Here is a 26,072-nt window from a genome sequence, read left to right as displayed (position 1 = left end):
GAGGAGTTTTGAAGGAATGAAGAGATTAATTTTTTTAAGTATCGTAGGTATTATGTTGGTGCTCACCGCATGTGGCAATACATCGACAGAAGATAGCAAGCAGTTAGATAAGATTACGATGGCAGAATTCCAGTCAAAAGTGGACAAGAAAGAGAGTGGCTTTGTTTACATCGGTAGACCAACATGCCCAGATTGCCAAGCTTTCCAACCAACATTGGATAGTGTTTTAAAAGACAAGGATATGCGGCTTGCGTACTTTGATACAGATGCTGCACGAGAAAAAGACGAAGAGAAGACAAAAACGTTTTTACAAGATATGAAAGTAAAGACAGTCCCCGTCATCTATTACTTGGAAAATGGTAAAGAAGTTGCGCGGTATGATGGGAATGATGATAAAGCTGCATTAAAAGCATGGTTTGAAAAATATAGCAAATAGTTAGAAGAAACGCATGGTCACGAATTCATTCGAGAATAGCATGCGTTTTTCTTGATAAAAGCTTTATTTTCCGCGGGTTTAAGAACTTTCGAAATGCGTCGAAATGTGTTACTATAGCATGGAGGAAGGCAATCATTGACTGTATCTAGTAAAGAACGGTACATGCTTTCTTTTAAAGAAAATATTTTGCTTTGATCCGCTTTTTTGGACAGAGACAAGAGGAGAAGATAATGATGAAAAAACCTGTTGATTTTTTGCAAATGAAAGCGATACAGGAAAAAGTAACAATGTTAACGGCATACGATTATCCGTCCGCAAAAAACGCGGAAAAGGCGGGAATCGATATGATTCTCGTTGGTGATTCGCTCGGAATGGTTGTGCTCGGCTATGACTCGACCATTCCAGTTACGATTGCGGATATGATTCATCATACGAAAGCGGTGCGACGTGGTGCTCCAAGTACGTTTGTCGTCATGGATATGCCTTTTTTAAGCTACCATGGTTCTGTGGAAGAAACCATTCGGAATGCGAGGCAGATGATCCAAGAAACTGGTGCCAATGCGCTGAAAGTGGAAGGTGCTGGTGATGTCTTTGAAAAGATCGCACATCTAAGTGCTGGTGGTGTAGCAGTTGTCGCGCATCTAGGTTTAACCCCTCAAACGGTAGGACTGACTGGTAGCTATAAAGTGCAAGCTAAATCACTTGGTGCCGCGCGTGAATTACTTCAAAATGCGAAGGAGGCGGAAGCGGCAGGAGCTATTGCTCTTGTTTTAGAAGCAATCCCAAGGCAGCTTGCTAAAGAAGTAACACAGGCGGTCTCCATCCCTACGATTGGAATCGGAGCAGGAGTGGATACTGACGGGCAAGTGTTGGTTTACCACGATGTAATTCAATATGGTACCGATCGTGTCGCTAAATTTGTCAAAACGTATGCCGATGTAGATGCTACAATCGATCAAGCGCTTGGGACCTTCGTCCGTGAAGTAAAGGCAGGAACATTTCCTATGCTAGAAAACACGTTTACTATGAGCGACGAGACGTTGCAGGGCTTGTACGGAGGTGAATGAGATGAAAATTATTCGTAGTAGGGAGATGCTTGTCGCTGAAATAAAAGGTTATCAAAAGAAGCAACAAAGCATCGGTTTTGTTCCGACCATGGGTTATTTACACGAAGGCCATTTAGCGCTTGTTGCAGCGGCCAAGCAAGAAAATGAAATAGTTGTTATGAGTATTTTTGTGAATCCAGCGCAGTTCGGGCCGAATGAAGACTTGGAAAGTTACCCGCGCGATGAGGTGCATGATAGAAAATTGGCGGAGGCGAATGGCGTAGATCTCCTTTTTATACCATCTGTTGAAGTGATGTATCCAGAGAATTTAACGGCTGAGATTCATGTGAAACAACGAATTTCCGTGTTAGACGGTGCGGCTAGGCCTGGTCATTTTGATGGTGTCGTAACGGTGTTAGCGAAGTTATTTCACCTCGTTCAGCCTACGAATGCCTATTTTGGTCAGAAGGATGCTCAGCAAGTAGCTGTGGTGGAAGGTTTTGTTGCTGATTATTTTTTCCCGGTAACGATTCGTGTTATACCGACTGTAAGAGAGCAGGACGGACTAGCGAAGAGTTCACGAAATGTGTATTTAACAGCACAGGAACGTAAAGAAGCAGCTGTTATCCATGAGGCGCTAGTTAAAGCACGAGAGCAATTGTCGAAAACTCAAGATAGAGAGGCTATATTAGCAAATATCAGAAGCTTCATTGATAAGCAAACGACGCATCATGGAATGGTATATCTGGATATGTATCAATACCCCTCGTTTGAGCCTGTAACCGATTGGGATGATCCGATTATTATTGCCATTTGCCTACAATATTCGAAGGCGAGATTGATTGATAATGAAATAACTACGGGGGTGCAAAGACATGATGCGTGAAATGATGCATGCCAAAATTCATCAAGCTACTGTTACCGAAGCCAACCTCCATTATGTTGGTAGTATTACGATTGATCCAGCGATTTTAGAAGCTGTAGATATGCTTCCAAATGAGAAGGTACAGATAGTGAACAATAATAATGGTGCTCGCTTAGAGACATATATTATCCCTGGGAAGCGAAATAGTGGTATCATTTGTTTGAATGGTGCTGCCGCGAGGATGACGCAAGTTGGCGATACGATTATTATTATGGCATACGGCGTTTTTAATGAAGAAGAAGTCAGCAAGCATCAGCCTAAAATAGTAGTTTTAGATAAGGAAAATAAGATCGCGCAAGTTTTACCAGAAGAAAAAGCGCAGACGATGTTGTAAAATATAGAGGCTAGGTTCTTGGATCCTAGCTTCTATACGTTAAGGGGATGGATGACCATGAAGAATAGACGATATATTGTTGTAGATCTGGAGACCACTGGAAATCAAGCAACGAAGGCAGATAAAATTATTCAATTTTCAGCATGTATTGTGGAAGGCGGGAAGATTGTGGATCAATTCTCTACCTTTCTAAATCCAGAGAAACGTATACCTCCTTTCATAAAGGAATTAACCGGGATTGTGGACAAAGATGTAAAAGATGCACCTTTGTTTGAAGATGTCTCTTCGATTATTCATTCGTTGATTGATGGCGGTATTTTCGTGGCGCATAACGTGAGTTTTGACTGGACATTTCTCCAAAAAGAAATGCGGGAAGCTGGGGAGGCACCATTAAAAATGAAACTGTTAGATACAGTGGAACTGGCTCGAATTATGTATCCCACTGTGGATAGTTTTAAGCTTCAGGATTTAGCAGATGAGTTTGGGCTAGGACATGATGCCCCGCACCGAGCTGATAGTGATGCGCGGGTGACGGCAGAATTACTTTTACTTTTCTTGGAGAAGCTCGAGTCGTTACCGCTTGCGACGATTAGGAAGTTAACCACCTTAGCACAGCATTTGACAGGCTTCCTTGCAGAATTGCTCTTTGATATAGAGATGCGTAAGGAGCGGGAGATGGAGCATTTAGATCCCCAATGGTTGGAATATAGAGGGATTGTGATACGCCAAAAGGATGTCAAGGTTGCACAATATAGTCGGGCGGATAAGTTGACTTATCCAAGTAATAATGATGATAAAATCGCGCTTTTCCAGATGGCGGATGTGACGCTTGTACCACGTGTAGGGCAATTTTTGATGATGGATACAGTGATGGATTCATGGAAAGCAGAAACCGACACATTGATAGAAGCTGGAACTGGGATTGGTAAGACATTGGGCTATTTTTTACCAGCCATTTATTTTGCGAAAGAACGGCAAATTCCAATCGTGATTAGTACATATACAAACCTTTTGCAATCTCAAATATTTCATAAAGATATTCCGTTGCTGGCTACGCTTACGGGTTTTGACATACAAGCTGTGGTGTTAAAAGGCAGGGATCATTATATTAACCTGTTTAAATTTGAGCAATTACTTACGGAAGTCGATAAAACATATGATGTTGTACTTACAAAAATGCAATTACTCGTTTGGTTAACGGAAACAACGACGGGGGATATTGATGAGGTCAATTTGTCTGGTGGCGGGCAATTATTTTGGAATCGTATGAAACATACGGGATGGTTTCTGTCACCGACAAAGGATCCATGGCTCGCATACGATTTTTATCTCTTTAATCAAAAGCAAGCCAAGGCAGCAGACTTGATCATTGTGAATCATGCTCTACTGTTACAGGATCATTTTGGGAAGGGACAATGGTTACCTGATTATGAGTATGCGGTCATCGATGAGGCACATCACTTCACGGATGCAGCACGTGCACAGAAAAGCTTTGTTTTCTCTTATCGACGCATGAAATTTTTTATGAATAGATTGGGAACGTTAGGAAAAGAGGCAATCCTTAAACGATTAGAATGGATGTTTCCCGAGCAGCACCAACTTTTTGATGTAGAGATTGCGGTTGTGAAACTAGAAGAAGCATTGGATGACTTATTTAGGCTACTTGCGCAAAAGTTATTGAAATCAAATAAAAATACAACAGAACTAATATTGGTGGAGAATGTGATCGATGAGAAATTGGATGCGGCGCTATTCTTCGCTGGTGAAAAAGCATTGCTTCTTATGCGTGAAGTTAGCGCTGCACTAGACTTGATTTTGACAGAAGGAAAGCAGAAAGCCGAGGTATTCGATGAAAAAGAATCTGCATTTTTGGAAGAGGTTTATTCTTTTGTCATAGATTGGAAAAAATCCGAAAAACAGTTAGCGACGATGTTATACGAAAAAGAAGAGGCGATGATGCTGTATATTGAGTCAGATCGGCATAAATCGCTGGGGAGTATGAGGCTTCGGGCGGATATTATACAAGTGAATCATACACTGCAAAAAGATTTTTTCGATACGAAAAAAGCGGTTGTATTAACATCAGCCACGCTCACTGTGAATGATTCTTTTGCCTATATTCAAGCAGAATTGGGACTGGATGCGGATATCATAACAAGACAAATTAAATCACCGTTTCATTATGATGAGAATGCAAGAATTTTAATCCCATCCGATATGCTTCCGGTAAAAGGGACGTCTTTAGATGATTATACGAGCCGGTTAGCCAGTTACCTCAGTGCGATTGCAAAAGAAACCTCGGGACGGATGCTTGTGCTTTTTACGGCCAATGATATGCTACAAAAAACATATCGGAAGATGAATCAAGATGCCTCGATTGCAGAATATCGTATTTTAGCGCAAGGTGTATCATCAGGAAGCCCTGCACGATTAACCAAACAGTTTTTGGCCTTAGATAAAGCGATTTTACTGGGAACCATGACTTTTTGGGAGGGTGTTGATATTCCGGGAGATGATTTATCTTGTCTGGTTATTGTACGTCTGCCATTTGCGCCACTGGAAGATCCGTATACAAAAGCCCAGATTGCTTTGCGTAAAAAAATGGGACAAAACGCATTTCAAACATACTCCTTACCAGAGGCTGTACTTCGCTTTAAGCAAGGGTTTGGTCGCCTCATTCGCAGGGAAGCAGATCGCGGTATTGTATTTGTTTTTGATAATCGAGTGGACACGACTAACTTTGGAAAGGCCTTTTTGCACTCGATTCCTGAGGTTCCTATTGTAAAAGGCCGGGAGCAGGAATTGCTCGAAGAAGTGAAGAAATTTTTTGAATGACCGTTTTTTACTTCAAATATGGTGTTCGTATTGCTATAATAAAGCTATGCCTGAAATGGGCGAACACAGCATAAAAGCTAATAGAAATGAGAGTAGATATTTTGCGAAATCGTAATCAGAGAAGTTACTGGAAATGGATTTGGATCAGCATAGCAGCAGTTATCGTTGTGGTAGCAGGGTTCTTTATCTTTTTCTACAGTGCCCAGAAGCCAATTCGCACGGATAAGGAGACGGCGCTTGCCCGCATTGACGGTAAGGTGGATTTGAAAGAGCAGAAGGATTTTTATCTGTATAACGGTGCGAACGGTGTTTATTACGTACTGACTGGTAAGAATAGTAAAGGCAAAAATATTATTGCGTGGGTTCCAAAGAGTAAGAAGGGAACCGTAGTTGTCAAATACGCAGCCGATGGTATTTCAAAAGAAGATGCAATTGCAAAAGTGAAGCAAGAAAAGAATCCGGTAAAGATTCTAAATGTGACACTTGGTATGGATAAAGGGGTACCGATTTGGGAAGTTTCGTATTTGGATAAGGCGAACAACTTAAACTATTACGATTTGGACTTTGAAACAGGTGAATGGTACCGAGCAATTGAGAATTTATAAGATTTTTTAAAATTAGGAGGGAACGTGCATGGACCTACCGCTATCGAAACGAGTCCAAGAAATTGCTGCATCGCCTACACTTGCGATTACAGCGAAAGCAAGAGAGATGAAGCAAGCTGGAGTAGATGTGATTGGGCTTGGAGCTGGGGAACCGGACTTCAATACCCCGCAGAATATTATTGATGCCGCTGTGGATTCGATGAACAAAGGATTTACGAAGTACACGGCAACAACAGGAATACCAGAATTAAAGCAGGCGATTATTGGCAAGTTACAACAAGATCAAGATTTGGCGTATAAGCCAAACCAAATTTTTGTTGGAACGGGTGCCAAACATGTCTTGTATTGTGCGTTTCAGGCTATTTTGAATCCTGGTGATGAAGTAATCGTACCTGTCCCTTACTGGGTGACGTATCCAGAGCAGATCAAGCTTGCTGGTGGTGTACCGATTTTTGTTGAGACTGGTTTTGAGGCGGATTTTAAAATCACAGCTGCTGACTTTGAAAAGGCAGTGACGTCAAAAACACGGGCGATCGTGCTGAATTCTCCGAACAATCCAACGGGGATGACCTATTCCAAAGCAGAGCTCGTTGCGATTGGGAAAGTAGCGGAAAAACATGGAATCTATGTCGTTTCCGATGAAATTTACGAAAAGTTATATTATGGTGATAAAAAGGAACTCGTGTCCATCGCGTCGTTGAGTGATGCGCTGTATCAACTAACGATTGTCATTAACGGCGTATCGAAAGCTTACGCAATGACTGGCTGGCGGATTGGTTATGCAGCAGCGGCTGAACCGATCATTGCTAGCATGGGAAGGTTAGCGGATCATATGACGAGTAATCCAACCGCGAATGCACAATATGGCGCGATGGAAGCTTACAATGGGGATCAAGCGGTCCCAGAAACGATGTACCAAGCGTTTGAGGAGCGAATGGAGCGTTTTTATCCGATTTTGGAATCCATTCCAGGTTTTAAACCGAAGAAGCCAAGCGGTGCCTTCTACTTCTTCATCGATGTGGCCGAAGCCGCACAAATGAAAGGTTTTGCAGATGTGGATGCTTTTGCAAAAAGCTTGTTAGATGATGCCTTTGTTGCGGTTGTTCCGGGCTCAGGTTTTGGAATGCCGGACTATATCCGAATTTCCTACGCAACAGACCCAGCGCTATTTGAACAAGCATTGAACAGAATAAACGATTTTATGAAAAATTAGGGAGTGTAAACATGCAAATTACGATTAATCAAGCAGCAAATTATGTGGATAAAGAAGTAAAGATTGGCGGTTGGCTGAGCAATAAACGTTCCAGTGGTAAAATTGCTTTCTTACAATTACGCGATGGTACTGGTTTTATGCAAGGTGTGGTCGTGAAAGAAGAAGTCGGCGAAGAACTTTTCCAAACCGCGAAAAGCGTGTCTCAAGAAACAAGTCTGTACGTTACAGGGATTATTCGTGAGGACACACGCTCTCCGTTTGGCTATGAGATGGCGGTAACGGGTGTTGAAGTTATCAGTGAATCTGTAGATTACCCGATTACACCAAAAGAGCACGGTACAGAGTTTTTGATGGATCATCGTCACCTATGGCTGCGCTCTAATCGGCAGCACGCGATTATGAAGATTCGTAATGAAATTATCCGCGCAACTTATGAGTTTTTCAACCAAGAAGGCTTCTTAAAAATTGACCCACCCATCCTGACTGGTAGTGCTCCAGAAGGTACAACAGAATTATTCCATACGAAATATTTTGAAGAGGATGCCTTTTTATCACAAAGTGGCCAGTTGTATATGGAAGCAGCAGCGATGGCTTTTGGAAAAGTTTTCTCATTCGGTCCAACTTTCCGGGCAGAGAAATCTAAAACACGTCGTCATTTGATTGAGTTTTGGATGATCGAACCAGAAATGGCCTTTTATAAACTAGAAGATAGTTTGAAAGTACAAGAAAACTACGTGGCATTTTTAGTATCTGCGGTACTGAAGAACTGTCGCTTAGAATTAGATCGCTTAGGTCGTGACGTGTCTCATCTTGAGAAAATGGTAGCGCCGTTCCCAAGAATCACGTATACAGAAGCAATCACCTTGCTCAAAAAATTAGGATTCGAAGATATTGAATGGGGAGACGATTTCGGAGCTCCTCATGAAACAGCTATTGCTGACAACTTTGAAAAACCGGTATTTATTACGCACTATCCAAAAGCAATTAAGCCTTTCTACATGCCGGAAGATCCGGATAACAGTGAAGTGGTATTGTGTGCTGATTTGATTGCTCCAGAAGGATATGGTGAAATTATCGGTGGATCAGAGCGTATTCATGAACTGTCTGTACTGGAAGCACGTATGAAAGACTTTGGTTTAGATTTGGAAGCCTATAGTTGGTACCTAGATTTAGCACGTTACGGATCCGTGCCACACTCAGGATTTGGCTTAGGACTGGAACGTACGGTTGCTTGGATTTCAGGAACCGAACATGTCCGTGAAACCATCCCATTCCCAAGATTACTGAACAGATTATACCCATGATGCTAAGGCGGAAACGGCTTGTCTGGCTCTGAAAAGCTAGATCCGGAGGCGCTGAAGTAGGATGCAGACTTATCATATTGCTTCCTGTTAAGCTCTATCATCCGGCAAATACGTGCCACAAAACAAACCCGAGTAACCGCTATTTTCTTTTACACGAAAAAGCGATTACTCGGGTTCTTTTTGCGTTAAATCTCATCTTACAGCGCTAAAATCACTAAAAATCTCCCAAAAAAGTTTTTTCATCGCGATTCATTCATTTTTCATGGTATAATTTCTAATGAGGTGTTTCGTGATGGATAATAAAATAATGCAAAAATGGTTAGCTGCCGGAAATGTTACGCTACCACAAGTGCTGGTTGAGAACTACGCTAAAATTGGAATGGACGAACAAGAATTTGTTGTCGTTTTACAGCTTCAATCATTTCTTGAGAAAGGAATCTATTTTCCATCGATGGAAGAGATTGCTGGGCGTACGACACTTAGCACAGAACAGGCTTTTCGAATTATACAAGCGCTTGTCAACAAACAGTTTCTAAGAATTAAACAGCAAAAGGAAGGGGAGCAGGTTTTCACAGAAAGCTATACGCTTGATCCGCTTTGGGAAAAACTGATGATCTTTTTCGAAAACCTGCATGAAGAAAAGAAAATGCAGTCGCGGGAAACGGAGCAGATGAGCTTGTATTCGCAATTTGAGCAAGAATTTGGGCGTCCGCTCTCACCGATGGAAGCAGAAATGCTCTCTGCTTGGGTAGATCAAGATCATAATAGCCCGGAATTGATTCGTGAAGCGCTCAAAGAAGCTGTCATTTCCCAAAAATTGAGCTTCCGTTATATGGACCGCATTTTGTTAAACTGGAATCGTAAAAATATTAAAACACCAGAACAAGCCCGCGTTGCATCCACGGCTTTTCATGAGCAGGTGGCAACGAATACCACGGATAAAAGTAATACAACGCGCGTGAAAAAGAGCGAAAACTCGATTCCGCTCTATGATTGGCTAGATAAGAGAAAAGGGTGAAGACATGTTAACAAATAAAGAAACCGTGATGTGCATCGAGAAAATGGCAGAAATGTTTCCAGCCGCCCACTGTGAACTCGTGCATAAGAATACATTTGAATTACTTGTTGCCGTTGTTCTTTCCGCACAATGTACCGATGTTTTAGTAAACCGTGTGACTGCTTCACTTTTTGAAAAATATCAGGAACCAGAAGATTACATTCAAGTGCAGTTAGAAGAACTAGAAAATGATATCCGCTCGATTGGTTTATATCGCAACAAGGCGAAGAATATTCAAGCGCTGTCCCGTAAGATTCGTGATGAGTTCGGTGGCAGAGTACCAGAAACGCATGCAGAGTTAGAGAGTTTACCAGGTGTGGGGCGAAAAACAGCGAATGTTGTGCTCTCCGTTGGGTTTGGCGTGCCTGCTATCGCCGTCGATACGCATGTAGAGCGTGTCTCTAAACGACTTGGGATCTGCCGTTGGAAAGATTCTGTGACAGAAGTCGAAAATACGCTGATGCGCAAACTACCAAAAGAGATGTGGTCGGATGCCCATCATGATATGATCTTTTTTGGTAGGTATCATTGCAAAGCAAAAAAACCAGAATGTTCTACTTGTCCTTTATTATACCTTTGCCGAGAAGGTAAAAAACAAGCGAAAGCGAGAGGTTTTGATGGTTGATTTTCAGTATGCGAAAGAATTAGAACACCCTTTATTTAGGACGCCACATGTTGCCGTAGAAGAAGTGGACGCTGCGTCGATTTTTGTATCGGGTTTACCATTTTGGCAAGAACAGCTATTTTATACGCGTGGGCGTGGGGAAATGCCGTGGCATACGGATCCAGAGCAAGCTTGCCGACGGTTAGCCAAGCAGTGGAAGAATATTGCGCAAGAGCTAGACGCTGCGTTTAAGCTGCGTGAGACGCCGGATATGGCGATTATTTGTGATGGGATAGGGATTTATCTATCTATGTTGTTTTGGAGTAATAGACGCCCTGTACAGTTAGACCGATTGGATGCTTATATTGAGACACTGGATCTTGTGCCGATGAACTTGCAGGAGCGCCTAGCTTTTATTATGAAGCGACCGGACGGTTATCCTGCTTTTAAACAGTTAAATGAACTTGTACAGGAACAGCGGAAATTGGTTTTAAAAGGCCTGTAGTGAATATATGAAGCGGACTGTAGAAAACTGTATTTCATGCAAAACTCTGTCCGTTCCTCCAAATCGCCGCGTGTCGACAAATGCGTTTTTTTATATGTTTCAAGACAAAAAACTAAAAGGCCGGGACAAAAGGGTCTCAAAAATGGAAAATAAGCAGGAATCTTGTGTACGCCACTTTATTAAATGGCTTTATACAAAGGTTCCTGCTTATTTTTGTCATCTATTGAGTTGGTGTTGTATCATTTTGCGTCCCATCATTTGTTCCGCCGTTTGATGGGGTCTGCTGATCCTGATCAGGTGGAATGATAATGGTGGTCGTTGCTGGCGAGCCGCGTTTTCCATCTTTCACTGGTACGACCATAATCACCACACTTGAGCCGGGTGAGCCGCCCCTCACGGTAATCGAAGTGACTCCATAGTTCTGAGTCTGCCCATTTACGCTGACGTCGTAGGTGACACCCGGACCGTTTGAAGCCCAACTTGCAGAGATTGTTTGATTCGTTCCATTATAGGAACCTGTTAACCCAACAGGAGCTTGTAATGCTGTTTGTTCCGCCTGTTGTTCTGCAGCTTTTCTGGTAGCTTCTTCTTGCTTCGCTTTGTCAGTTTGCTCTTTATCTTTTTTCGCTTTTTCTTCAGCGGCTTTCTTTGCAGCCTCTTCTGCTGCTTTTTCCGCATCCGTCTTATCTTCAGTTGTATCTTTTTTCTTCTCAGCAGCGGATGATTTCGTTGGAATTGTGCCATCTAAGAACAATTCGTAGGAAACATTGCTACCGCTAGAGCCGGATGGGGCACGTGTAATTGGATTTGATCCAATTAGAATTGGAATCTCATTTACATTGCTAGGTTTCTTGAAGTCTGGATTTTTCTCACCAGAGACAAGATGCTCCATCGTTGCTTTAAACATGTAAGCCGCGATGCGTGTCTCGCTTGGTGATAGATAGTATTTATTTGGCTCATCATACCCTGTCCAAATGGAAACGGTATAGCGAGGAGAGTAACCAACAAACCATGAATCTGGGGTACCATCGCTTGGAATACCATTCTTGATACGTACATTTTCGTCGTAGTTTGTAGTACCAGTTTTACCAGCAATGTTCCAACCAGGGATATTTGCACGTGTACCAGTTCCTTGGGTCAAGACATCTTTTAGCATGTCACTAATCATGTAGGCCGTCGATGCCTTCATGGCTACAACAGATTCTGGCTCCATGTTGATTTCTGTTTCGCCATCGGAAAGGACGATTTTCGTGATTGTATGAGGCTTGTTATAGACACCACCATTACCAAAAGCTGCAAAAGCACCAGCCATTTGAACAGGCGAAGCTTCACCACTACCAATAACGGTTGATTCGTATACTTCTTTATAGTTCAAACCAAGATTATTCGCAAAATCACGAGCACGATCGTAGCCAACTTCTTTGGAAGCTTTCACGGCTGGGACGTTTCGGGATTTATAAAGAGCCTGGCGCATTGAAATCTCACCTAAGTAGCTAGAATCGTAGTTTCGCAGTTCTTGACCACTTGAATATTGATACGGGGCGTCATCTAAAATATGCGCGGTAGACCAATCTAAATATTCGATGGCTGGGGCATATCCTAAAATTGGTTTCATCGTAGAACCAGGTTGGCGTTTAATATCTGTTGCGCGGTTTAGACCACGAGAAATTTTCTTATCACCTGTTTCACGGCCGCCACCAAGCGCTTGAATACGCCCTGTTTCTGTATCCATGACAACAACTCCAGCTTGGAATTTCTTATCTGGATAGTTAATCACGTCATCTGAGTTCAACATTTTTTCTGTGTATTTCTGTGCACTTGGATCAAGCGCAGTATAAATGGTTAGTCCGTCTGAAAATGGGTTGTATTTGTCACCAATTTCATTAATAACTTGATCGACATACGTATCGTACGCGTATGTTTTTTGCTTGCGAGTAGCTTCATCTACTAAACCATCTGCAATAGCAACAGATTGTGCGGCTTCCATCTCTGATTTAGAAATTTTGTCATTGTTATACATCAGAGTCAGCACGATGTCACGACGTTTTTTTGCTAAATCTGGATTTTCAAATGGATTAAAACGGTTAGGACTTTGAGGCATACCAGCGATTAAAGCTGTTTGTGCTAAATTCAAGTCTTTTAGTTTTTTGCCATAATAATGTTCAGCGGCGGTCTCCATACCATGGATGCCATCGGATAAATATACTTTGTTAATGTAGATTTCAAGTAGTTCATGCTTGCTATATTTTTGTTCCAGTTGAACGGCCATCCATGCTTCTTGTGCTTTACGATCTAGCGTCTTGTTCGTGTAATCAAGGTAGGACATTTTGATGATTTGCTGTGTTAGTGTACTTGCTCCTTGTGAACCAAAGCCACCAGTGATATTACCAACTGCGGCACTTGCAAGTCGGATAGGATCCATCCCATTATGCTCATAAAAGCGGGAGTCCTCCGTTGATAGTACAGCATTTTCTAGCTGTTTTGGGATATCTTTATACTCAATATATTCCCGGCGTTCTGTACCGATTTCTGCATAAACGTCCCCGTTTTTATCTAGAATCTTAGATGAAAGGGGGTCACGCAATTTGGAATCTGTCAGTTTGGGCGCTTCTTTTGCATACGAATAAAAAGCGGTTGCGCCACTAGCAATGCCTGCAAATGCAAGGAATAGCGCTGTGAAAAATACCACTTTAACAACATTGCCAGTGATACGACGGCCTTTCCCAGTTGATTTTTGCGTCTCAGGTTGTTTTGCTTGGCTATTGCGGTACTGAGATCTTGTCTGCGGTTTATCTGCCATAGAAAATTTCTCTCCTTTAATGTTGAGTTAGACTAGCTTAAAAATAATATTTCCTAATGATGTTTAAATAGTCTAATCTCGGATTTAGACCATAAGGAATCAGGTCTGATACTTGCCTTAATTCTTGGAGTGTCACTGATTTTCTCCCGCCATCGATCATTCGTTGCCAAAAGGGTTGAAAATGTTCGAAACGGATGAAGTAGACCTCACCAAGTGTTTGAAAAGCGATAATAACAAAAACGATACCGTTTTGTTTTAAGACGCCTTCCATATGTGTTAGCTGATGTTGATGAAAGTTACTAAGAGGAAACGAGCTAGTATTTTTAGTCTCCTTTGCTTCAAAGTCAATATACTTTCCTTGATAAACACCATTATAGTCCGTGGTAGATGGCGTTTTGAAATAGGCTTCTTTTATTTTGGCGCTACTTCTTTTTGGATAATCGACACCAACAATTTGTACAGGGGTGGGCTTCTTGTGGATAACGGCAAGCTCGTGGGTTAGGTAGTACGCGTTCGTATCATTGAGGTCTTGCTCAAGAGACATACCGCGTTTTCCATAGGAAACCGTCTTTTTTTGTGTGGTGGAGGTTAAAAGGTTATTCGGCTGATACTTTTTTCCGTTCGGATATCGTATGGCCATCTATTCTTCACCTCTTTAATCGATAGAACGGCAGAACTAGCCATTCTTAATTTTGGACTAACATCTATTATAACAAATAAAAATGAAAATGATAGGGGAAATCTGCCTAGGCTCCTTTTATCAGGAGAGCGAAGGAGGACGAAAACCAAGATAGAACGTACCTTCGCATCCAATTGAACGATTCGTAAAAAAATCAATTTTTTTTTCGTCTTTGCTATTTCTCCGTCGTTTATAATACCATTTTAATGCGAAAAGTAGGTTATTCCCATGAAATATGGTATGCTGAGTCTATACTTTTATATAGAAGGAATTGGTTTTTTATGAGTGAAATACAGGATGTGACGTTGGTAATGTTGCGACATAATGAGGCTATTTGGGAACTTTACTTGGCCAATCAGGCGGAACAGCAGACGTTTGACTTTTATAAAGATATGAAGCCGTTTGTCGATGGGGTGAAAGAGACATGTGATTTGTGGCTTTCGCTTGTTATTCCGTGGGTGAGGACTGCGCGGCCAACCTATCTGGGTGAATCGCAACTACAGCAAGTAGCAGATAATATCCAGATGATTGCGGTCAGTGCGTTCAACGGGAAATCGTTCTACAAGCATTTTAATGATCACTATCAGTCCGTAGATTATACTTTAAAACGAGTGCTGGAGAAGGCGCCATGAAATCGCTATTTGTTTCTGGCTACAAAAATTTTGAGTTAGGTATTTTTAAGCGAGATGCGCCGGAAGCTGGGTTTATTAAAGAAGCAATTAAACGGCGCCTTGTTGGGTTAATGGACGATGGGTTGGAGTGGGTTATTATTTCGGGTCAAATGGGTGTAGAGCTTTGGGCGGGAGAAGTGGTTATGGATCTCAAAAAAGAGGACTACGCTTTGAAATTAGCCGTTTTAACACCGTTTTTGAATCAGGAGAGTAATTGGAATGAGGGGAATCAGCTGTGGTATAATGAAATCGTAGGTGCAGCGGATTATGTGGCTGCTGTCACGAAGCGGGAATATGAGAACCCGAGACAGTTTCAATTGAAGGATCAGTTTGTGATGGATCATACGGATGGGGCGTTATTGGTGTATGATACGGAGCGAGAAGGTGCGCCAAAGTTCTTTTATGAAAAGGCAAAGCACTATGCTGAAAATGGGGATTATCCGATTTTTTTGGTTGATTTCTATGAGTTACAAGAGGTTGTCGATTCCTTGCATGCTGATTTTTGATGTACTTTTTTGGACGAATGAGGGATTATAAATTGACAAATGACGAGAACTTTGAAAAAATGGAGGTATGTAACGGAAAAGTTAGGATAGACGAAACTAGATATAGAGGTGAAGTTAAATGGCTTCTGAACAATTTGAATATAATTTGACTGGTAAAGAGATTTTAGAAAAAGAATTTAAAACTGGACTACGTGGCTATAATCCAGAAGACGTCGATGAATTTCTAGATAAAGTAATTAATGATTATAGTACTTTTTCCCAAGAAATTGAGGCATTACAACAAGAGAACTTGCGCTTGCGTGCCGAATTAGAAGATGCACCAAAAGCCGTTGTAGCACCAACATTCCAGCAAGCAGCACAACCTGCAGGAACAACAAATTTCGACATTTTAAAACGTCTGAGCAATCTTGAAAAACACGTTTTCGGAAATAAGCTGGACGGTAACCAGTAAACATGGTAGAATAGTTGAGGTTCATCAAGAACGATAATGAAATTCCAGCGCACCAGAAAAAATCATTTTCGCCAATTTCTCGACGAGTCGCTAGCATGCCGACGGATGCTTAAATCCTATGGCACTGTTTGAGCGAACGACGGCAATGAATGTTGGTTGGCACGCTGGGAGCTTGATAGCGTTTGGGTAATTGCTGTTTTCCCTATGAAAACAGAGGAAAGTCCATGCTCGCACGGCGCTGAAATGCCCGTAGTGATCGTGCCTGGCCAAACAATAAGCCAGGGCACTCCGGTTTATCCGGTTTGACGGCAGGTGACGCACCTAAGTCTTCGGATATGGTGTTCGAACCTTGAAAGTGCCACAGTGACGAAGTTTCATCAGAAATGGTGGAAGTGGAACGAGGTAAACCCCACGAGCGAGAAACCCAAATATTGGTAGGGGCACTTTTCCCGAGGAATAACAACGAGGGACGAGGTATGTAGTTTAAACGCTACGTGCAGATAGATAATTACCACTTTTGTGTGATCCTGTAATCACAGAAGTACAGAACATGGCTTACAAAACGCTATTATCAGGATGAATTAAAAAAGTGAGGGCTGTTTCAAAGTCGGACGTATGGCGAATTTCTTATATTAAGAGATGCCATAGCTAGTGCACTATGTGTGACTAGGACGTGTGTCTTTTGGAATGGCTCTTTTTTTAGATATTAAGTAAGGTGAGGATGGCGATTATGAGGGAATTTGAGTTAGTAGCAACAGCTGCGGCTGGACTTGAGGCGATTGTGGCAAAAGAAGTGCGACGCCTTGGTTATGAGTGCGAAGTGGACAATGGAAAAGTGTATTTTAAAGGAGACGAGATGGCGATTGCGAGGGCTAATCTTTGGCTTCGTGTGGCGGATCGTGTGAAAATTGTGGTGGGGCGTTTTACAGCGACTACATTTGATGATTTATTTGAACAAACAAAAGCGCTACCTTGGGAGGATTTATTGCCACTAGATGCGAATTTCCCAGTTGCTGGGAAGTCTGTCAAATCGACGTTGTTTAGTGTGCCAAATTGTCAGGCGATCACGAAAAAAGCGATTGTCAGTCGACTGAGCGAAAAGTACCGCAGACAGGGACGACTTATGGAATCGGGAGCACTTTTTAAGCTTGAAGTGTCTATTTTGAAAGATGAAGTGACGATAACGCTTGATACGAGTGGGGCTGGATTACATAAGCGCGGTTATCGTGTGGGTCAAGGTGGGGCTCCGCTGAAGGAAACAATGGCGGCGGCTTTAGTCCTACTTACAAGTTGGCACCCGGATCGACCGTTTTATGATCCGGTATGTGGTTCGGGAACGATTCCGATTGAGGCAGCTTGGATTGGTCGGAATATAGCGCCGGGACTCCGTCGTGATTTCGTGTGTGAAACGTGGGACTGGATGTCTGCGGATATTTGGAAACAGGCACGTGCGGAGGCGGAAAGTGAAGCCAATGATGACCAACCACTCGATATTGTCGGGACGGATATTGACCATCGGATGATTGAGATTTCGGAGCAGAATGCGTTTGAGGCAGGACTGGAAGATGTGATCGAGTTCAAGCAAATGCAAGTGGCTGATTTTACAACGGAAAAAGAGTACGGTGTCATTGTTGCGAATCCGCCTTATGGTGAGCGCTTGGAAGATGAGGAATCGGTGCGAGAGTTATATCGCGAAATGCGTGCGGTGTATCGGAATATGCCGACTTGGTCTGTATACGTGTTGACGAGTTATGAAATGTTTGAGGAAGTGTATGCAAAACGAGCGACGAAGAAACGCAAACTATATAACGGTTATTTGCGGACGGATTTGTACCAATACTGGGGACCAAGACCGCCACGCAGAGATTAAGGAAAGCGGGGAATCAGGATGTCGGAGAGTTTACAAGAGCTAGAACAAGAATTTTTGGATTATGTGAAGAAAATTAGTGCGTTTGAAGAGGCGCTTAGCTTAGTTTATTGGGACCTGCGAACAGGCGCACCGGAAAAAGGGGCGGAAGGACGCTCGGAAGTGATTGGTACACTTAGTGGTGAAATCTTCAAAATGAAGGTTTCTGAGGAAATGGCGGCTTTTATCGCTGGGCTATGGGTACAAAAGGAAAATTTATCGGATGTCACGCGTCGCTCTTTGGAGGAGTGCAAAAAAGAGTATGACTTAAATAAGAAAATTCCAGCGAAGGAATACGAGGCGTATACAAAACTAGTGGCGCAGGCAGAAACAACTTGGGCGACAGCTCGTGCCAACAATGATTATGAGCTATTCAAACCATATTTAGAGAAGATTATCGCGAGTAAGCGCAAGTTTGTCGAATATTGGGGGTATCAGGATAATCCTTATGATACGTTGCTAGATCAATATGAGCCGGGCATAACGGTTGCTGTGCTAGATGAAGTTTTTGCGAAACTGCGTGAGGCGATTATTGCGTTACGTAAAAGAGTGGAAGCGGCGAGTTATCAGCCGGATGCAACGCTACTGCATAAAAAAGTCTCAAAGGAACAGCAAAAAGCATTTAGCTTGCGAATCTTGAAGAAAATGGGCTTTGACTTTGATGCTGGACGTTTAGATGACACGATACATCCGTTTGCAACGGGCTTAAATATTGGGGATGTGCGGATTACGACGCGATACGACGAAGCGAATTTTAAAATGGCGGTGTTCGGTATTATTCATGAAGGCGGTCATGCCATTTATGAACAGAATATTAGTCCGAAATTAGCAGGAACACCACTTGCAAACGGGGCTTCGATGGGAATTCATGAGTCACAGTCGTTATTTTATGAAATTATTCTCGGCTCGAGTTTCGAATTTTGGCAGAGTAATTATAAGGACTTCCAAGAGATTACGGCGCCTGCTTTTGATGATGTTTCTGTAGCGGAATTTTATCGTGCGGTGAATATTTCGGAAAGCTCGCTCGTCCGGATTGAGGCGGATACGTTGACGTACCCACTGCATATCATGATTCGTTATGAACTTGAAAAGGCGATTATGAATGGTGAAATCGGTGTGGATGCGTTGCGCGATGCTTGGAATGATAAATATGAAGAGTATTTAGGTGTTCGTCCAGAAAGCGACGCGGATGGTATTTTACAAGATGTCCATTGGTCTGGTGGGGATTTCGGCTACTTCCCTTCTTACGCGTTAGGATACATGTATGCCGCTCAGCTTTTTGCGACGCTTTCTAAAGAGGTTCCGAACGTTTCGGAGATTTTGGCGAGCGATGATTATTCGGTCATTCGTGCGTGGCTGACGGAGAACGTGCATCAGTATGGTATGCTCAAAAAACCGCTAGCTATATTGCGAGATACGACAGGGGAAGGTTTGAATCCAGATTACCTGATCCAGTTGTTAAATGATCGTTATGACTTCATTTATAAATTAAATGAGTCATGATGGCGTTTTCATTCGAAAATAAGGTTGACCATTGATTAGCAGAAAGCTATAATGATGGAATAACAAGAGCTGTATAGAACGATGTAGCAATTATTCTATACATTGCAGAAATTCACTTATATAATCGGCTGTAATATGGACAGCAAGTTTCTACCCAATTACCGTAAATAATTGGACTATGAGTGAGAGTAACGTTTAAAAGAAAAGGTGGCGCTTCTTGCCGCCTTGTTTACGTCTACTTCTCATCATAGTATGAGTGGTGGGCGTTTTTTCGTTTCCACATTGTTAAATCAAGAGAGGGGTCACAAACTGTGAAATTATTGGAAGAACAAATCAAAACACGAGGGACGGTTTTACCGGGAAATGTCCTGAAAGTGGATTCTTTTTTGAATCATCAAATTGATCCGGTTTTAATGCAGGCCATTGGAAAAGCGTTTGCGGACCGTTTTCAAAATCTAGGCATTACAAAAATTGTAACGATTGAGTCCTCAGGCATTGCTCCAGCCGTTTTTGCGGGGCTTGAACTCGGTGTCCCGGTCGTTTTTGCAAGGAAGAAAAAATCATTGACGTTAACGGATAATCTATACACGAGTAGCGTCTATTCCTTCACAAAAAAAGAAACAAATGATATTTCCGTATCGAAAAATTTCCTCATGAAAGAGGACAAAATCTTGTTAATTGATGATTTTTTAGCGAATGGGCAGGCTGTTCTCGGTTTACTGGAAGTAGCAGAACAAGCGGAGGTGGAAGTGATTGGTATTGGTATCGTGATCGAGAAGTCATTCCAGCAAGGTCGTTCGTTGCTTGAGAAAACAGGGTATCCAATTTATTCATTGGCGCGGATTGCGTCTCTTGAAAAGGAACAAATTCGTTTTGTAGAGGAGTCGTGATTAGAATGCTAGGAAAAGGGAGAATTGCGGCGCTTGGTTTCCAACATGTGTTAGCGATGTATGCAGGGGCTGTAATCGTACCGCTTTTGATCGGTGGTGCGCTTGGTTTTAATTCAGAACAAATGACCTATTTAGTGTCGATTGATATATTTATGTGTGGTATCGCCACGCTTTTACAACTGACGATGAATCGCTTTTTTGGCATAGGTTTGCCGGTTGTATTAGGATGCGCGGTGCAGGCGATTGCGCCAATTATTTTGATTGGAGAACAGTACGGGATTGGTGCGATTTATGGTTCGATTATCGTGTCGGGATTATTTGTTGTTTTGATCGCTCCATTTTTCTCGATGGTTGTAAGGTTTTTTCCGCCTGTTGTGACAGGTTCGGTGGTGATGATTATTGGATTGACGCTGATTCCAGTTGCCATCAATAATGTAGCTGGCGGACAAGGCGCTGCTGATTTTGGCTCGCTTTACAATCTAGGGCTTGGTTTCGGAACACTGTTTGTCATTATTTTAGTGTATCGTTTTGGTCGCGGCTTTAGTAAAGCGATCGCGGTTTTGATTGGACTTATTGCTGGTTCGATTTTTGCTGCGGTGTATCGTGGGATTTCGTTGCAGCCTGTGACGGAAGCTCCGGTGTTTCATATGCCGACACCGTTTTACTTTGGGATGCCGACATTTAACTGGGCGGCCATTTTGACGATGATTTTGATTGCTCTGGTAAGCATGGTGGAGTCGACGGGCGTTTATTTTGCGCTTTCAGATATTACGAAGCGAAAACTAGAAAAATCAGATTTGACAAAGGGATATCGCGCAGAAGGCCTGGCTATTATTTTAGGCGGAATTTTCAATACATTTCCGTATACAGCGTATTCACAAAATGTTGGCTTAGTGCAACTTTCAGGTATTAAGACGCGAAAAGTAATCTACGTGACGGCAGGTATTTTAATCGTGCTAGGATTATTACCAAAAGTCGGTGCGGTGGCGACGATCATTCCAACGCCGGTGCTTGGTGGAGCGATGGTGGCGATGTTTGGCATGGTTGTTGCGCAAGGCATTAAAATGTTAGGGAAGGTTAACTTTACTTCCCAGGAAAACTTGTTGATTATCGCGTGTTCAGTCGGTGTTGGATTAGGTGTGACGGTCGTTCCAGATCTTTTTAAAGCATTACCAGACTTCGTGCAGCTGTTTACGAGCAATGGGATTGTGGCAGGAAGCGTAACGGCGATTGTCTTAAATATCATTTTCAATATGATACCGCATCGCAAGGAAAAAGAGGCGACGGAGCAAGCAACGATGGAACTGTAAGCAGTCGTTTGTCGCGGATTTCTATGGTACAATGTAGGTTAGGAATTCCATAGAGATCTAGGGGGAACAAAGATGACGAATCAAAAAGAAAATTTACTAGTCGTGGATGGCATGGCCTTGCTATTTCGTGCCTTTTTTGCAACGGCTGTTTCGAAGCAGTTCATGGTGAATCAGCATGGCGTGCCAACAAATGGCGTGCAAGGATTTATGAAGCATTTGTTTGCAGCGATCGAGCAAAACAACCCAACGCATACCCTTATTTGCTGGGATATGGGCTCAAAAACGTTCCGTAATGAGCTCTATAATGGCTACAAAGCGGACCGGAAAGCACCGCCAGAAGAGATGCGACCACAATTTGATTTGGCGAAAGAAGTCGCGGCATCCTTTGGTTTTGTGAATGTGGGTGTTCCAGGCTTTGAAGCGGACGATTGTATCGGGACGGTCACGGTGCAAATGGCCAATACCGGGATCAGTACTACGGTATTAAGTGGAGATAAAGACTTGCTACAACTCGTAGCGCCAACAAATGATGTATGGATTTTGCAAAAAGGATATGGCAATTATAAGCAGTATAATGAGCTTGTTTTTGCAGAAGAATGGGGCATTACACCAACTCAATTTATCGATGTGAAGGCGCTGATGGGTGACACGAGCGATGGCTATCCAGGTGTTCGTGGTATTGGTGAGAAGACGGCACTTAAATTAATTCAGGAATTTGAAACGATTGATGGTATTTTGGCTCATATCGACCAGTTAAAACCTGGTCAGCAAACGAAGCTTAAAGAGGATCTGGAAATGTTGCGTTTATCTAGACAATTGGCAGAGATTCATACAAGTGTACCGCTAGAATTTGATATTGGTGCCTGTGTGTATCAAGGCATAAATGAAGATGCGATAGATGTTGTCGAGCGTTATGGTTTGAAAACATTACGCCGAGATATTCTTTTATAAATAGTGAGCAAGAGAGTCGTGCAAAGACGTAGCACGGCTTTTTTTGTGGTTTTGGTTAACCGAATTTGTGTTATATTTCCTGACGTAATAGATATTCGATTATTTTTGTTGCTAGATGTAAAAAAACGGACTAGGAAAACAGGTGCCCCTATGATAGACTGAATAGCGAAACGGACAATACATAAAGGGGGAGCGGTGAGTAAAAGCGTCGGAAGGGATGGATTATACCTAAATAAGATGGTAATCCAAATTTTCTTTCTAAATAATATATGTGACTTAAAAAAGGAGATGCGCAATGAAAAAATATATGTATATGTTGCTAGTAACACTTATTTTTGTGGGTGTTTTGGTTGGAACGGTTGCCAAAGCAAATACGTCAGGATCAGAGGAAGCAGTAAAGAAAGGGAAATTTTCTATTGCTCTGCAGGTACATGATAATCCGATTGTTAGTTCAGGAAAAGTGACGATGAAAGTGACGCTAGATGCTTCAGCGGATGCAATTGTAGACTCAAATGGACTTATCGAGGTTAGTATTCCTAAAGAGATTTATTCCACGGGAAATTTAACAAATTTAAATAGTGATGCATTTTCGATAGACCATGTAGATAGAACGTCAAAACCAGATCAAATACTGTTATATGTCAAGCCAGATGCTAGTTTTAATGTTGGGCAAGCTTGGTCTGCCTCTTTTTCACTTTCATTCCAAGCACCGTTAATGCGAGCGAACACGACGATTGCAAAGGAGCAAACGTTTAAGGCAACGTATGTGGGGCAAGAGTCAGTACAGACGTTAGAAATAGAGCCACAAACAGCAGGAAACCCTGCTCTTTTTGAAAAATGGTGGCATTCAAGTGTGGATCAAGATGGTTTAGGTTTGTTAAACCCGACGGAATCGCAATACAATGTGTTTCAGTTGGCGCTAAATATTTATAAAGGTGTGGAATTAAATCAAGTCGTGATTACGGATCAAATGCCAGATGGCCTGGTGGTGGACCCTGATCCGACGCTGACTACCGGCGTTGTTGCAACGGACACGTCGACGGTGAAAGGAATTCGAGTAATCAGTTACGATATGGACGGAAATCGTACGTATGTTACTTCTAAATATGCTGGGAACATTCACTTCGATGAGGCTACACAGAAACTAACAGCAAGCTTTGACCACATTGCAAAGGATGAAATGCTTGTTATCGAGTATAAGGTGGAAGTGGCGCATGTTTATGATTTGTATACCAATACAGCAACGCTAACGAGCACGGAGGCAACCAAATCGGATAGTATCAACTTACGCATTGATGGGGACGGCAATTTTAACAAAGTCTTGAAAAAAGCAGTGGATAAAAAAGTAATTACTGTGAATGACAAAAATTTGCAGTATTCACTGACTTTAAATGCGATTACGGGGACGATTAAGGCTGGACAAACCTTTGTGGATCGCCTTGATGAACGATTGACGTATAAGGATATCGTGGATTCGGCGGATGGAACGTTTGCTATTCAGGCGGATGGAAATATGCTTACCTTTACGGTGAAAAAGGATATACAGATTGGTGAAGGCAGGACCGTTATTTTTAACGTAGATCCAACGCGACTTTCAGCTGGGGACACCGTGCAAAACACATCATCGATTGATTTACATGGGGAATATTATGATTCTAACACGGTTTCAACAAAGAAAATTAGTGGAGAAGTCGTGCTGACAAAAGTGGATAAAGATAATACCGCACAGAAACTGAGCGATGCACGCTTTGATCTTTTGAATGAGGCTGGGAATATATTATATTCTGGGAAAACGAACGCATCTGGAACGTTAGCACTTCACGGTTTAGCGCCAGGTAATTATCAATTGGTGGAAACACAAGCGCCAACGGGCTACAAGCTTGATAGCACACCGATTTCTTTTACGGTCACGGAGAATGCCACACAAACCTTATCATTACTAGCTAAAAATGAAAAAATAGCTCGTGGCTCGTTGACGATTCAGAAAGTAGATGAACAAACCGGTGCGAAATTGGAAGGCGCGACATTTACAGTAACGGCGAAGGCTGGGACGGCTACTGTGCTTTCGGGAGTAACGAATGCTAATGGTATCGCGACGTTTACAGATTTACTTCCAGGCACGTACACATTACTAGAATCGGAGGCACCGAAAGGCTACGTTCGAAGTGATGTAACGCAGGAAATTACCATTACAGAAGCGCCTTCTAATCGGGATATCTCTTTAGTGGTAACGAATAAAGCGATGACAGGCGCTGTCGTGCTGACAAAGCGAGATGCCCAGACATTACATGCGCTACAAGGAGCTGAATTTACATTACAAAAATCGGATGGAACGATCTTACAAACAAAATTAGTGACAGATGAAACTGGGAAAATAGAGGTAGCGGGATTGCTTCCTGGGGATTATCAATTGGTGGAGACGCTAGCACCAGAAGGTTATCAATTGGATGGCATTCCGGTTTCCTTTACCATTGAATTTGGAGACGCGACTGTGGTGATGGTAGAGAAAATGAATCAAAAAATACCACAACCAATTATAACTCCACCGGTTGTAGATCCACCAGTCGTAGACCCACCTTCAGAAGGCGGAACTCCACCAACTCCACCGGCCAATCAGGTAACCCCACCAAAGAAAACGGATTCGGGAACACCGAAGCATGAGAAACCATCCGTTGTAGAAAATGGAGGGCAAAGAGTATCACCAGAGAATCCTGTATCACAAATCAAATTGCCAAGTACTGGTGATTCAAGCAGGGAAGCTATAATAATGGTACTATCTGGTCTGGTATTATGTTTCGCAGTATTGCGCAGAAAAAGATGACAAACAAAGATCAGCTGTAGGCATCTAGCTACGAGCTGATCTTTGTTTTTGTATGGCTTGTCGCGCCAGGTCATCTGCTTTTTTATTGGAGGCGCTTGGAAGCCACTGGATAAAAAATAACTCGAGTGAGGCTGTTAAGGCGAGTATTGCATCAAGATGAGGTTTGAATAATGGGTTTTTAGCGTGTTTTTTTTCGATGGAATCGATGGCAATCTTGGAGTCGGAATACAAACGAATAAAAGTAGGAGAATAAGAGAGCGCGATTGTTAAGGCTTTTTCAATCGCGATAAATTCAGCTTCGTGATTGCTCATAGTGCCAAGCGGAATACTGATTTGCTCATAGATGCCTTCTGCGATAATCACAATACCCGCGCCACTTAAACCTGGGTCACCAGCACTTGCACCATCTACATAAATTTCCATAGCGGTTTACACTTTTTCGACGTTTGTGGCTTGTGGGCCGCGGTTTCCTTCTACGATTTCGAATGTGACAGATTGCCCTTCATCGAGAGATTTGTATCCATCGCCTTGAATGGCAGTGAAATGAATAAAAATGTCATCGCCGTCTTCTCTTTCTAGAAAACCATAGCCTTTTTCATTGTTGAACCATTTTACTTTTCCGTTTTGCATGAATGTAAATCCTCCTAGGGTCTCGGCTGAATCGCTAGCTTGGAAACACGAGTGTAGCCTTTTTTGTCATATTGCTATGTAAGGTAAGCG

At 42.5% G+C, this 26,072-nt stretch carries 24 protein-coding genes, 1 other RNA gene and 1 riboswitch; of the genes, 21 read left to right on the top strand and 4 right to left on the bottom strand.

What is annotated here, in order from left to right; genetic code table 11:
- Window positions 1-16: 16 nt before the first annotated feature.
- The 11 genes from HCJ54_RS04480 to HCJ54_RS04430 all read left to right on the top strand — a co-directional run bounded on the left by HCJ54_RS04480 (window position 17) and on the right by HCJ54_RS04430 (window position 10,864).
- Entirely contained in the window at window positions 17-436 is a 420-nt protein-coding gene (locus tag HCJ54_RS04480; protein ID WP_187136770.1) for a thioredoxin family protein, read from the top strand.
- A gap of 233 nt (window positions 437-669) precedes the next feature.
- Window positions 670-1,503, top strand: a complete 834-nt coding sequence (panB, locus tag HCJ54_RS04475) for a 3-methyl-2-oxobutanoate hydroxymethyltransferase (protein WP_187136847.1) — start codon at window positions 670-672, stop codon at window positions 1,501-1,503.
- A 1-nt stretch (window position 1,504) separates the two neighbouring features.
- A complete protein-coding gene (gene panC, locus HCJ54_RS04470; protein ID WP_187136769.1) occupies window positions 1,505-2,368 on the top strand; it encodes a pantoate--beta-alanine ligase in 864 nt (287 codons plus the stop codon).
- Complete coding sequence (gene panD, locus HCJ54_RS04465) at window positions 2,358-2,741, top strand: aspartate 1-decarboxylase (RefSeq protein ID WP_187136768.1); 384 nt, start codon at window positions 2,358-2,360, stop codon at window positions 2,739-2,741. The genes panC and panD overlap by 11 nt, the downstream gene beginning before the upstream one ends.
- A gap of 57 nt (window positions 2,742-2,798) precedes the next feature.
- Window positions 2,799-5,576, top strand: coding sequence for an ATP-dependent DNA helicase DinG (gene dinG, locus HCJ54_RS04460; protein WP_187136767.1), 2,778 nt, complete (start codon window positions 2,799-2,801; stop codon window positions 5,574-5,576).
- An 86-nt stretch (window positions 5,577-5,662) separates the two neighbouring features.
- The gene (locus HCJ54_RS04455; RefSeq protein ID WP_077914549.1) at window positions 5,663-6,181 is read left to right on the top strand and encodes a cell wall elongation regulator TseB-like domain-containing protein; all 519 of its coding nucleotides are present in this window, start codon (window positions 5,663-5,665) and stop codon (window positions 6,179-6,181) included.
- A 28-nt stretch (window positions 6,182-6,209) separates the two neighbouring features.
- Window positions 6,210-7,394 carry a pyridoxal phosphate-dependent aminotransferase gene (locus tag HCJ54_RS04450; protein ID WP_187136766.1) on the top strand — a complete coding sequence of 395 codons (1,185 nt, stop codon included), beginning with the start codon at window positions 6,210-6,212 and terminating at the stop codon, window positions 7,392-7,394.
- Between the two features lie 11 nt (window positions 7,395-7,405).
- Window positions 7,406-8,698: an asparagine--tRNA ligase gene (asnS, locus tag HCJ54_RS04445; RefSeq protein WP_185525511.1), complete on the top strand. Its 1,293-nt coding sequence runs from the start codon at window positions 7,406-7,408 to the stop codon at window positions 8,696-8,698.
- A 292-nt stretch (window positions 8,699-8,990) separates the two neighbouring features.
- Window positions 8,991-9,716: a DnaD domain-containing protein gene (locus HCJ54_RS04440; RefSeq protein ID WP_187136765.1), complete on the top strand. Its 726-nt coding sequence runs from the start codon at window positions 8,991-8,993 to the stop codon at window positions 9,714-9,716.
- Between the two features lie 4 nt (window positions 9,717-9,720).
- Complete coding sequence (gene nth, locus HCJ54_RS04435; RefSeq protein WP_185408936.1) at window positions 9,721-10,380, top strand: endonuclease III; 660 nt, start codon at window positions 9,721-9,723, stop codon at window positions 10,378-10,380.
- Complete coding sequence (locus tag HCJ54_RS04430) at window positions 10,373-10,864, top strand: YpoC family protein (protein WP_036064439.1); 492 nt, start codon at window positions 10,373-10,375, stop codon at window positions 10,862-10,864. The genes nth and HCJ54_RS04430 overlap by 8 nt, the downstream gene beginning before the upstream one ends.
- Before the next feature lie 220 nt (window positions 10,865-11,084).
- Here HCJ54_RS04430 and HCJ54_RS04425 read toward each other — a convergent pair whose 3' ends face one another.
- Window positions 11,085-13,664 carry a transglycosylase domain-containing protein gene (locus HCJ54_RS04425; RefSeq protein WP_187136764.1) on the bottom strand — a complete coding sequence of 860 codons (2,580 nt, stop codon included), beginning with the start codon at window positions 13,662-13,664 and terminating at the stop codon, window positions 11,085-11,087.
- Between the two features lie 37 nt (window positions 13,665-13,701).
- Window positions 13,702-14,304 carry a Holliday junction resolvase RecU gene (gene recU, locus HCJ54_RS04420; protein WP_187136763.1) on the bottom strand — a complete coding sequence of 201 codons (603 nt, stop codon included), beginning with the start codon at window positions 14,302-14,304 and terminating at the stop codon, window positions 13,702-13,704.
- A gap of 320 nt (window positions 14,305-14,624) precedes the next feature.
- Between recU and HCJ54_RS04415 the strand changes: the two genes are divergently transcribed.
- The 10 genes from HCJ54_RS04415 (at window position 14,625) to HCJ54_RS04370 (ending at window position 25,352) form a co-directional block, all read left to right on the top strand.
- Window positions 14,625-14,975 (top strand): YppE family protein, encoded by a 351-nt coding sequence (locus HCJ54_RS04415; RefSeq protein ID WP_185408932.1) that lies wholly within the window; start codon window positions 14,625-14,627, stop codon window positions 14,973-14,975.
- Entirely contained in the window at window positions 14,972-15,520 is a 549-nt protein-coding gene (locus tag HCJ54_RS04410) for an SLOG family protein (protein WP_036064443.1), read from the top strand. The genes HCJ54_RS04415 and HCJ54_RS04410 overlap by 4 nt, the downstream gene beginning before the upstream one ends.
- Before the next feature lie 118 nt (window positions 15,521-15,638).
- Complete coding sequence (gpsB, locus tag HCJ54_RS04405) at window positions 15,639-15,971, top strand: cell division regulator GpsB (protein ID WP_036064446.1); 333 nt, start codon at window positions 15,639-15,641, stop codon at window positions 15,969-15,971.
- A 178-nt stretch (window positions 15,972-16,149) separates the two neighbouring features.
- Window positions 16,150-16,534, top strand: an RNA gene (rnpB, locus tag HCJ54_RS04400) — RNase P RNA component class B.
- Between the two features lie 167 nt (window positions 16,535-16,701).
- A complete protein-coding gene (locus HCJ54_RS04395) occupies window positions 16,702-17,841 on the top strand; it encodes a THUMP domain-containing class I SAM-dependent RNA methyltransferase (RefSeq protein ID WP_185408930.1) in 1,140 nt (379 codons plus the stop codon).
- Between the two features lie 18 nt (window positions 17,842-17,859).
- Window positions 17,860-19,380 (top strand): carboxypeptidase M32, encoded by a 1,521-nt coding sequence (locus tag HCJ54_RS04390; protein ID WP_187136762.1) that lies wholly within the window; start codon window positions 17,860-17,862, stop codon window positions 19,378-19,380.
- 96 nt (window positions 19,381-19,476) lie between these two features.
- Window positions 19,477-19,579, top strand: a riboswitch (purine riboswitch).
- 112 nt (window positions 19,580-19,691) lie between these two features.
- On the top strand, window positions 19,692-20,270 hold the full coding sequence (locus HCJ54_RS04385) for a xanthine phosphoribosyltransferase (protein WP_187136761.1): 579 nt from the start codon (window positions 19,692-19,694) through the stop codon (window positions 20,268-20,270).
- Window positions 20,271-20,275: 5 nt separating this feature from the next.
- A complete protein-coding gene (locus HCJ54_RS04380) occupies window positions 20,276-21,580 on the top strand; it encodes a nucleobase:cation symporter-2 family protein (protein WP_187136760.1) in 1,305 nt (434 codons plus the stop codon).
- Between the two features lie 72 nt (window positions 21,581-21,652).
- Window positions 21,653-22,531 carry a 5'-3' exonuclease gene (locus HCJ54_RS04375; protein ID WP_187136759.1) on the top strand — a complete coding sequence of 293 codons (879 nt, stop codon included), beginning with the start codon at window positions 21,653-21,655 and terminating at the stop codon, window positions 22,529-22,531.
- A gap of 295 nt (window positions 22,532-22,826) precedes the next feature.
- Complete coding sequence (locus HCJ54_RS04370) at window positions 22,827-25,352, top strand: MSCRAMM family protein (RefSeq protein WP_187136758.1); 2,526 nt, start codon at window positions 22,827-22,829, stop codon at window positions 25,350-25,352.
- Window positions 25,353-25,376: 24 nt separating this feature from the next.
- On the opposite strand, the gene HCJ54_RS04365 is transcribed toward HCJ54_RS04370, so the two are convergent.
- Entirely contained in the window at window positions 25,377-25,775 is a 399-nt protein-coding gene (locus HCJ54_RS04365) for a ribonuclease HI family protein (RefSeq protein ID WP_187136757.1), read from the bottom strand.
- A gap of 6 nt (window positions 25,776-25,781) precedes the next feature.
- A complete protein-coding gene (gene cspD, locus HCJ54_RS04360) occupies window positions 25,782-25,982 on the bottom strand; it encodes a cold-shock protein CspD (protein ID WP_185408923.1) in 201 nt (66 codons plus the stop codon).
- Window positions 25,983-26,072 lie beyond the last annotated feature (90 nt).

The sequence above is a fragment of the Listeria grandensis genome, assembly GCF_014322885.1.
GTDB classification, from domain to species: domain Bacteria; phylum Bacillota; class Bacilli; order Lactobacillales; family Listeriaceae; genus Listeria_A; species Listeria_A grandensis.
Note: the sequence above shows the minus strand (reverse complement) of the source record. Positions and strands in the feature narration are given on the sequence as shown.

Excerpts from the sequence above, each read along its gene's own strand:
- HCJ54_RS04480 (WP_187136770.1), top strand. The coding sequence starts at position 17 with ATGAAGAGATTAATTTTTTTAAGTATCGTAGGTATTATGTTGGTGCTC.
- panB (WP_187136847.1), top strand. The coding sequence starts at position 670 with ATGAAAAAACCTGTTGATTTTTTGCAAATGAAAGCGATACAGGAAAAA.
- panC (WP_187136769.1), top strand. The coding sequence starts at position 1,505 with ATGAAAATTATTCGTAGTAGGGAGATGCTTGTCGCTGAAATAAAAGGT.
- panD (WP_187136768.1), top strand. The coding sequence starts at position 2,358 with ATGATGCGTGAAATGATGCATGCCAAAATTCATCAAGCTACTGTTACC.
- dinG (WP_187136767.1), top strand. The coding sequence starts at position 2,799 with ATGAAGAATAGACGATATATTGTTGTAGATCTGGAGACCACTGGAAAT.
- HCJ54_RS04455 (WP_077914549.1), top strand. The coding sequence starts at position 5,663 with ATGAGAGTAGATATTTTGCGAAATCGTAATCAGAGAAGTTACTGGAAA.
- HCJ54_RS04450 (WP_187136766.1), top strand. The coding sequence starts at position 6,210 with ATGGACCTACCGCTATCGAAACGAGTCCAAGAAATTGCTGCATCGCCT.
- asnS (WP_185525511.1), top strand. The coding sequence starts at position 7,406 with ATGCAAATTACGATTAATCAAGCAGCAAATTATGTGGATAAAGAAGTA.
- HCJ54_RS04440 (WP_187136765.1), top strand. The coding sequence starts at position 8,991 with ATGGATAATAAAATAATGCAAAAATGGTTAGCTGCCGGAAATGTTACG.
- nth (WP_185408936.1), top strand. The coding sequence starts at position 9,721 with ATGTTAACAAATAAAGAAACCGTGATGTGCATCGAGAAAATGGCAGAA.
- HCJ54_RS04430 (WP_036064439.1), top strand. The coding sequence starts at position 10,373 with ATGGTTGATTTTCAGTATGCGAAAGAATTAGAACACCCTTTATTTAGG.
- HCJ54_RS04425 (WP_187136764.1), bottom strand. The coding sequence starts at position 13,664 with ATGGCAGATAAACCGCAGACAAGATCTCAGTACCGCAATAGCCAAGCA.
- recU (WP_187136763.1), bottom strand. The coding sequence starts at position 14,304 with ATGGCCATACGATATCCGAACGGAAAAAAGTATCAGCCGAATAACCTT.
- HCJ54_RS04415 (WP_185408932.1), top strand. The coding sequence starts at position 14,625 with ATGAGTGAAATACAGGATGTGACGTTGGTAATGTTGCGACATAATGAG.
- HCJ54_RS04410 (WP_036064443.1), top strand. The coding sequence starts at position 14,972 with ATGAAATCGCTATTTGTTTCTGGCTACAAAAATTTTGAGTTAGGTATT.
- gpsB (WP_036064446.1), top strand. The coding sequence starts at position 15,639 with ATGGCTTCTGAACAATTTGAATATAATTTGACTGGTAAAGAGATTTTA.
- HCJ54_RS04395 (WP_185408930.1), top strand. The coding sequence starts at position 16,702 with ATGAGGGAATTTGAGTTAGTAGCAACAGCTGCGGCTGGACTTGAGGCG.
- HCJ54_RS04390 (WP_187136762.1), top strand. The coding sequence starts at position 17,860 with ATGTCGGAGAGTTTACAAGAGCTAGAACAAGAATTTTTGGATTATGTG.
- HCJ54_RS04380 (WP_187136760.1), top strand. The coding sequence starts at position 20,276 with ATGCTAGGAAAAGGGAGAATTGCGGCGCTTGGTTTCCAACATGTGTTA.
- HCJ54_RS04375 (WP_187136759.1), top strand. The coding sequence starts at position 21,653 with ATGACGAATCAAAAAGAAAATTTACTAGTCGTGGATGGCATGGCCTTG.
- HCJ54_RS04370 (WP_187136758.1), top strand. The coding sequence starts at position 22,827 with ATGAAAAAATATATGTATATGTTGCTAGTAACACTTATTTTTGTGGGT.
- HCJ54_RS04365 (WP_187136757.1), bottom strand. The coding sequence starts at position 25,775 with ATGGAAATTTATGTAGATGGTGCAAGTGCTGGTGACCCAGGTTTAAGT.
- cspD (WP_185408923.1), bottom strand. The coding sequence starts at position 25,982 with ATGCAAAACGGAAAAGTAAAATGGTTCAACAATGAAAAAGGCTATGGT.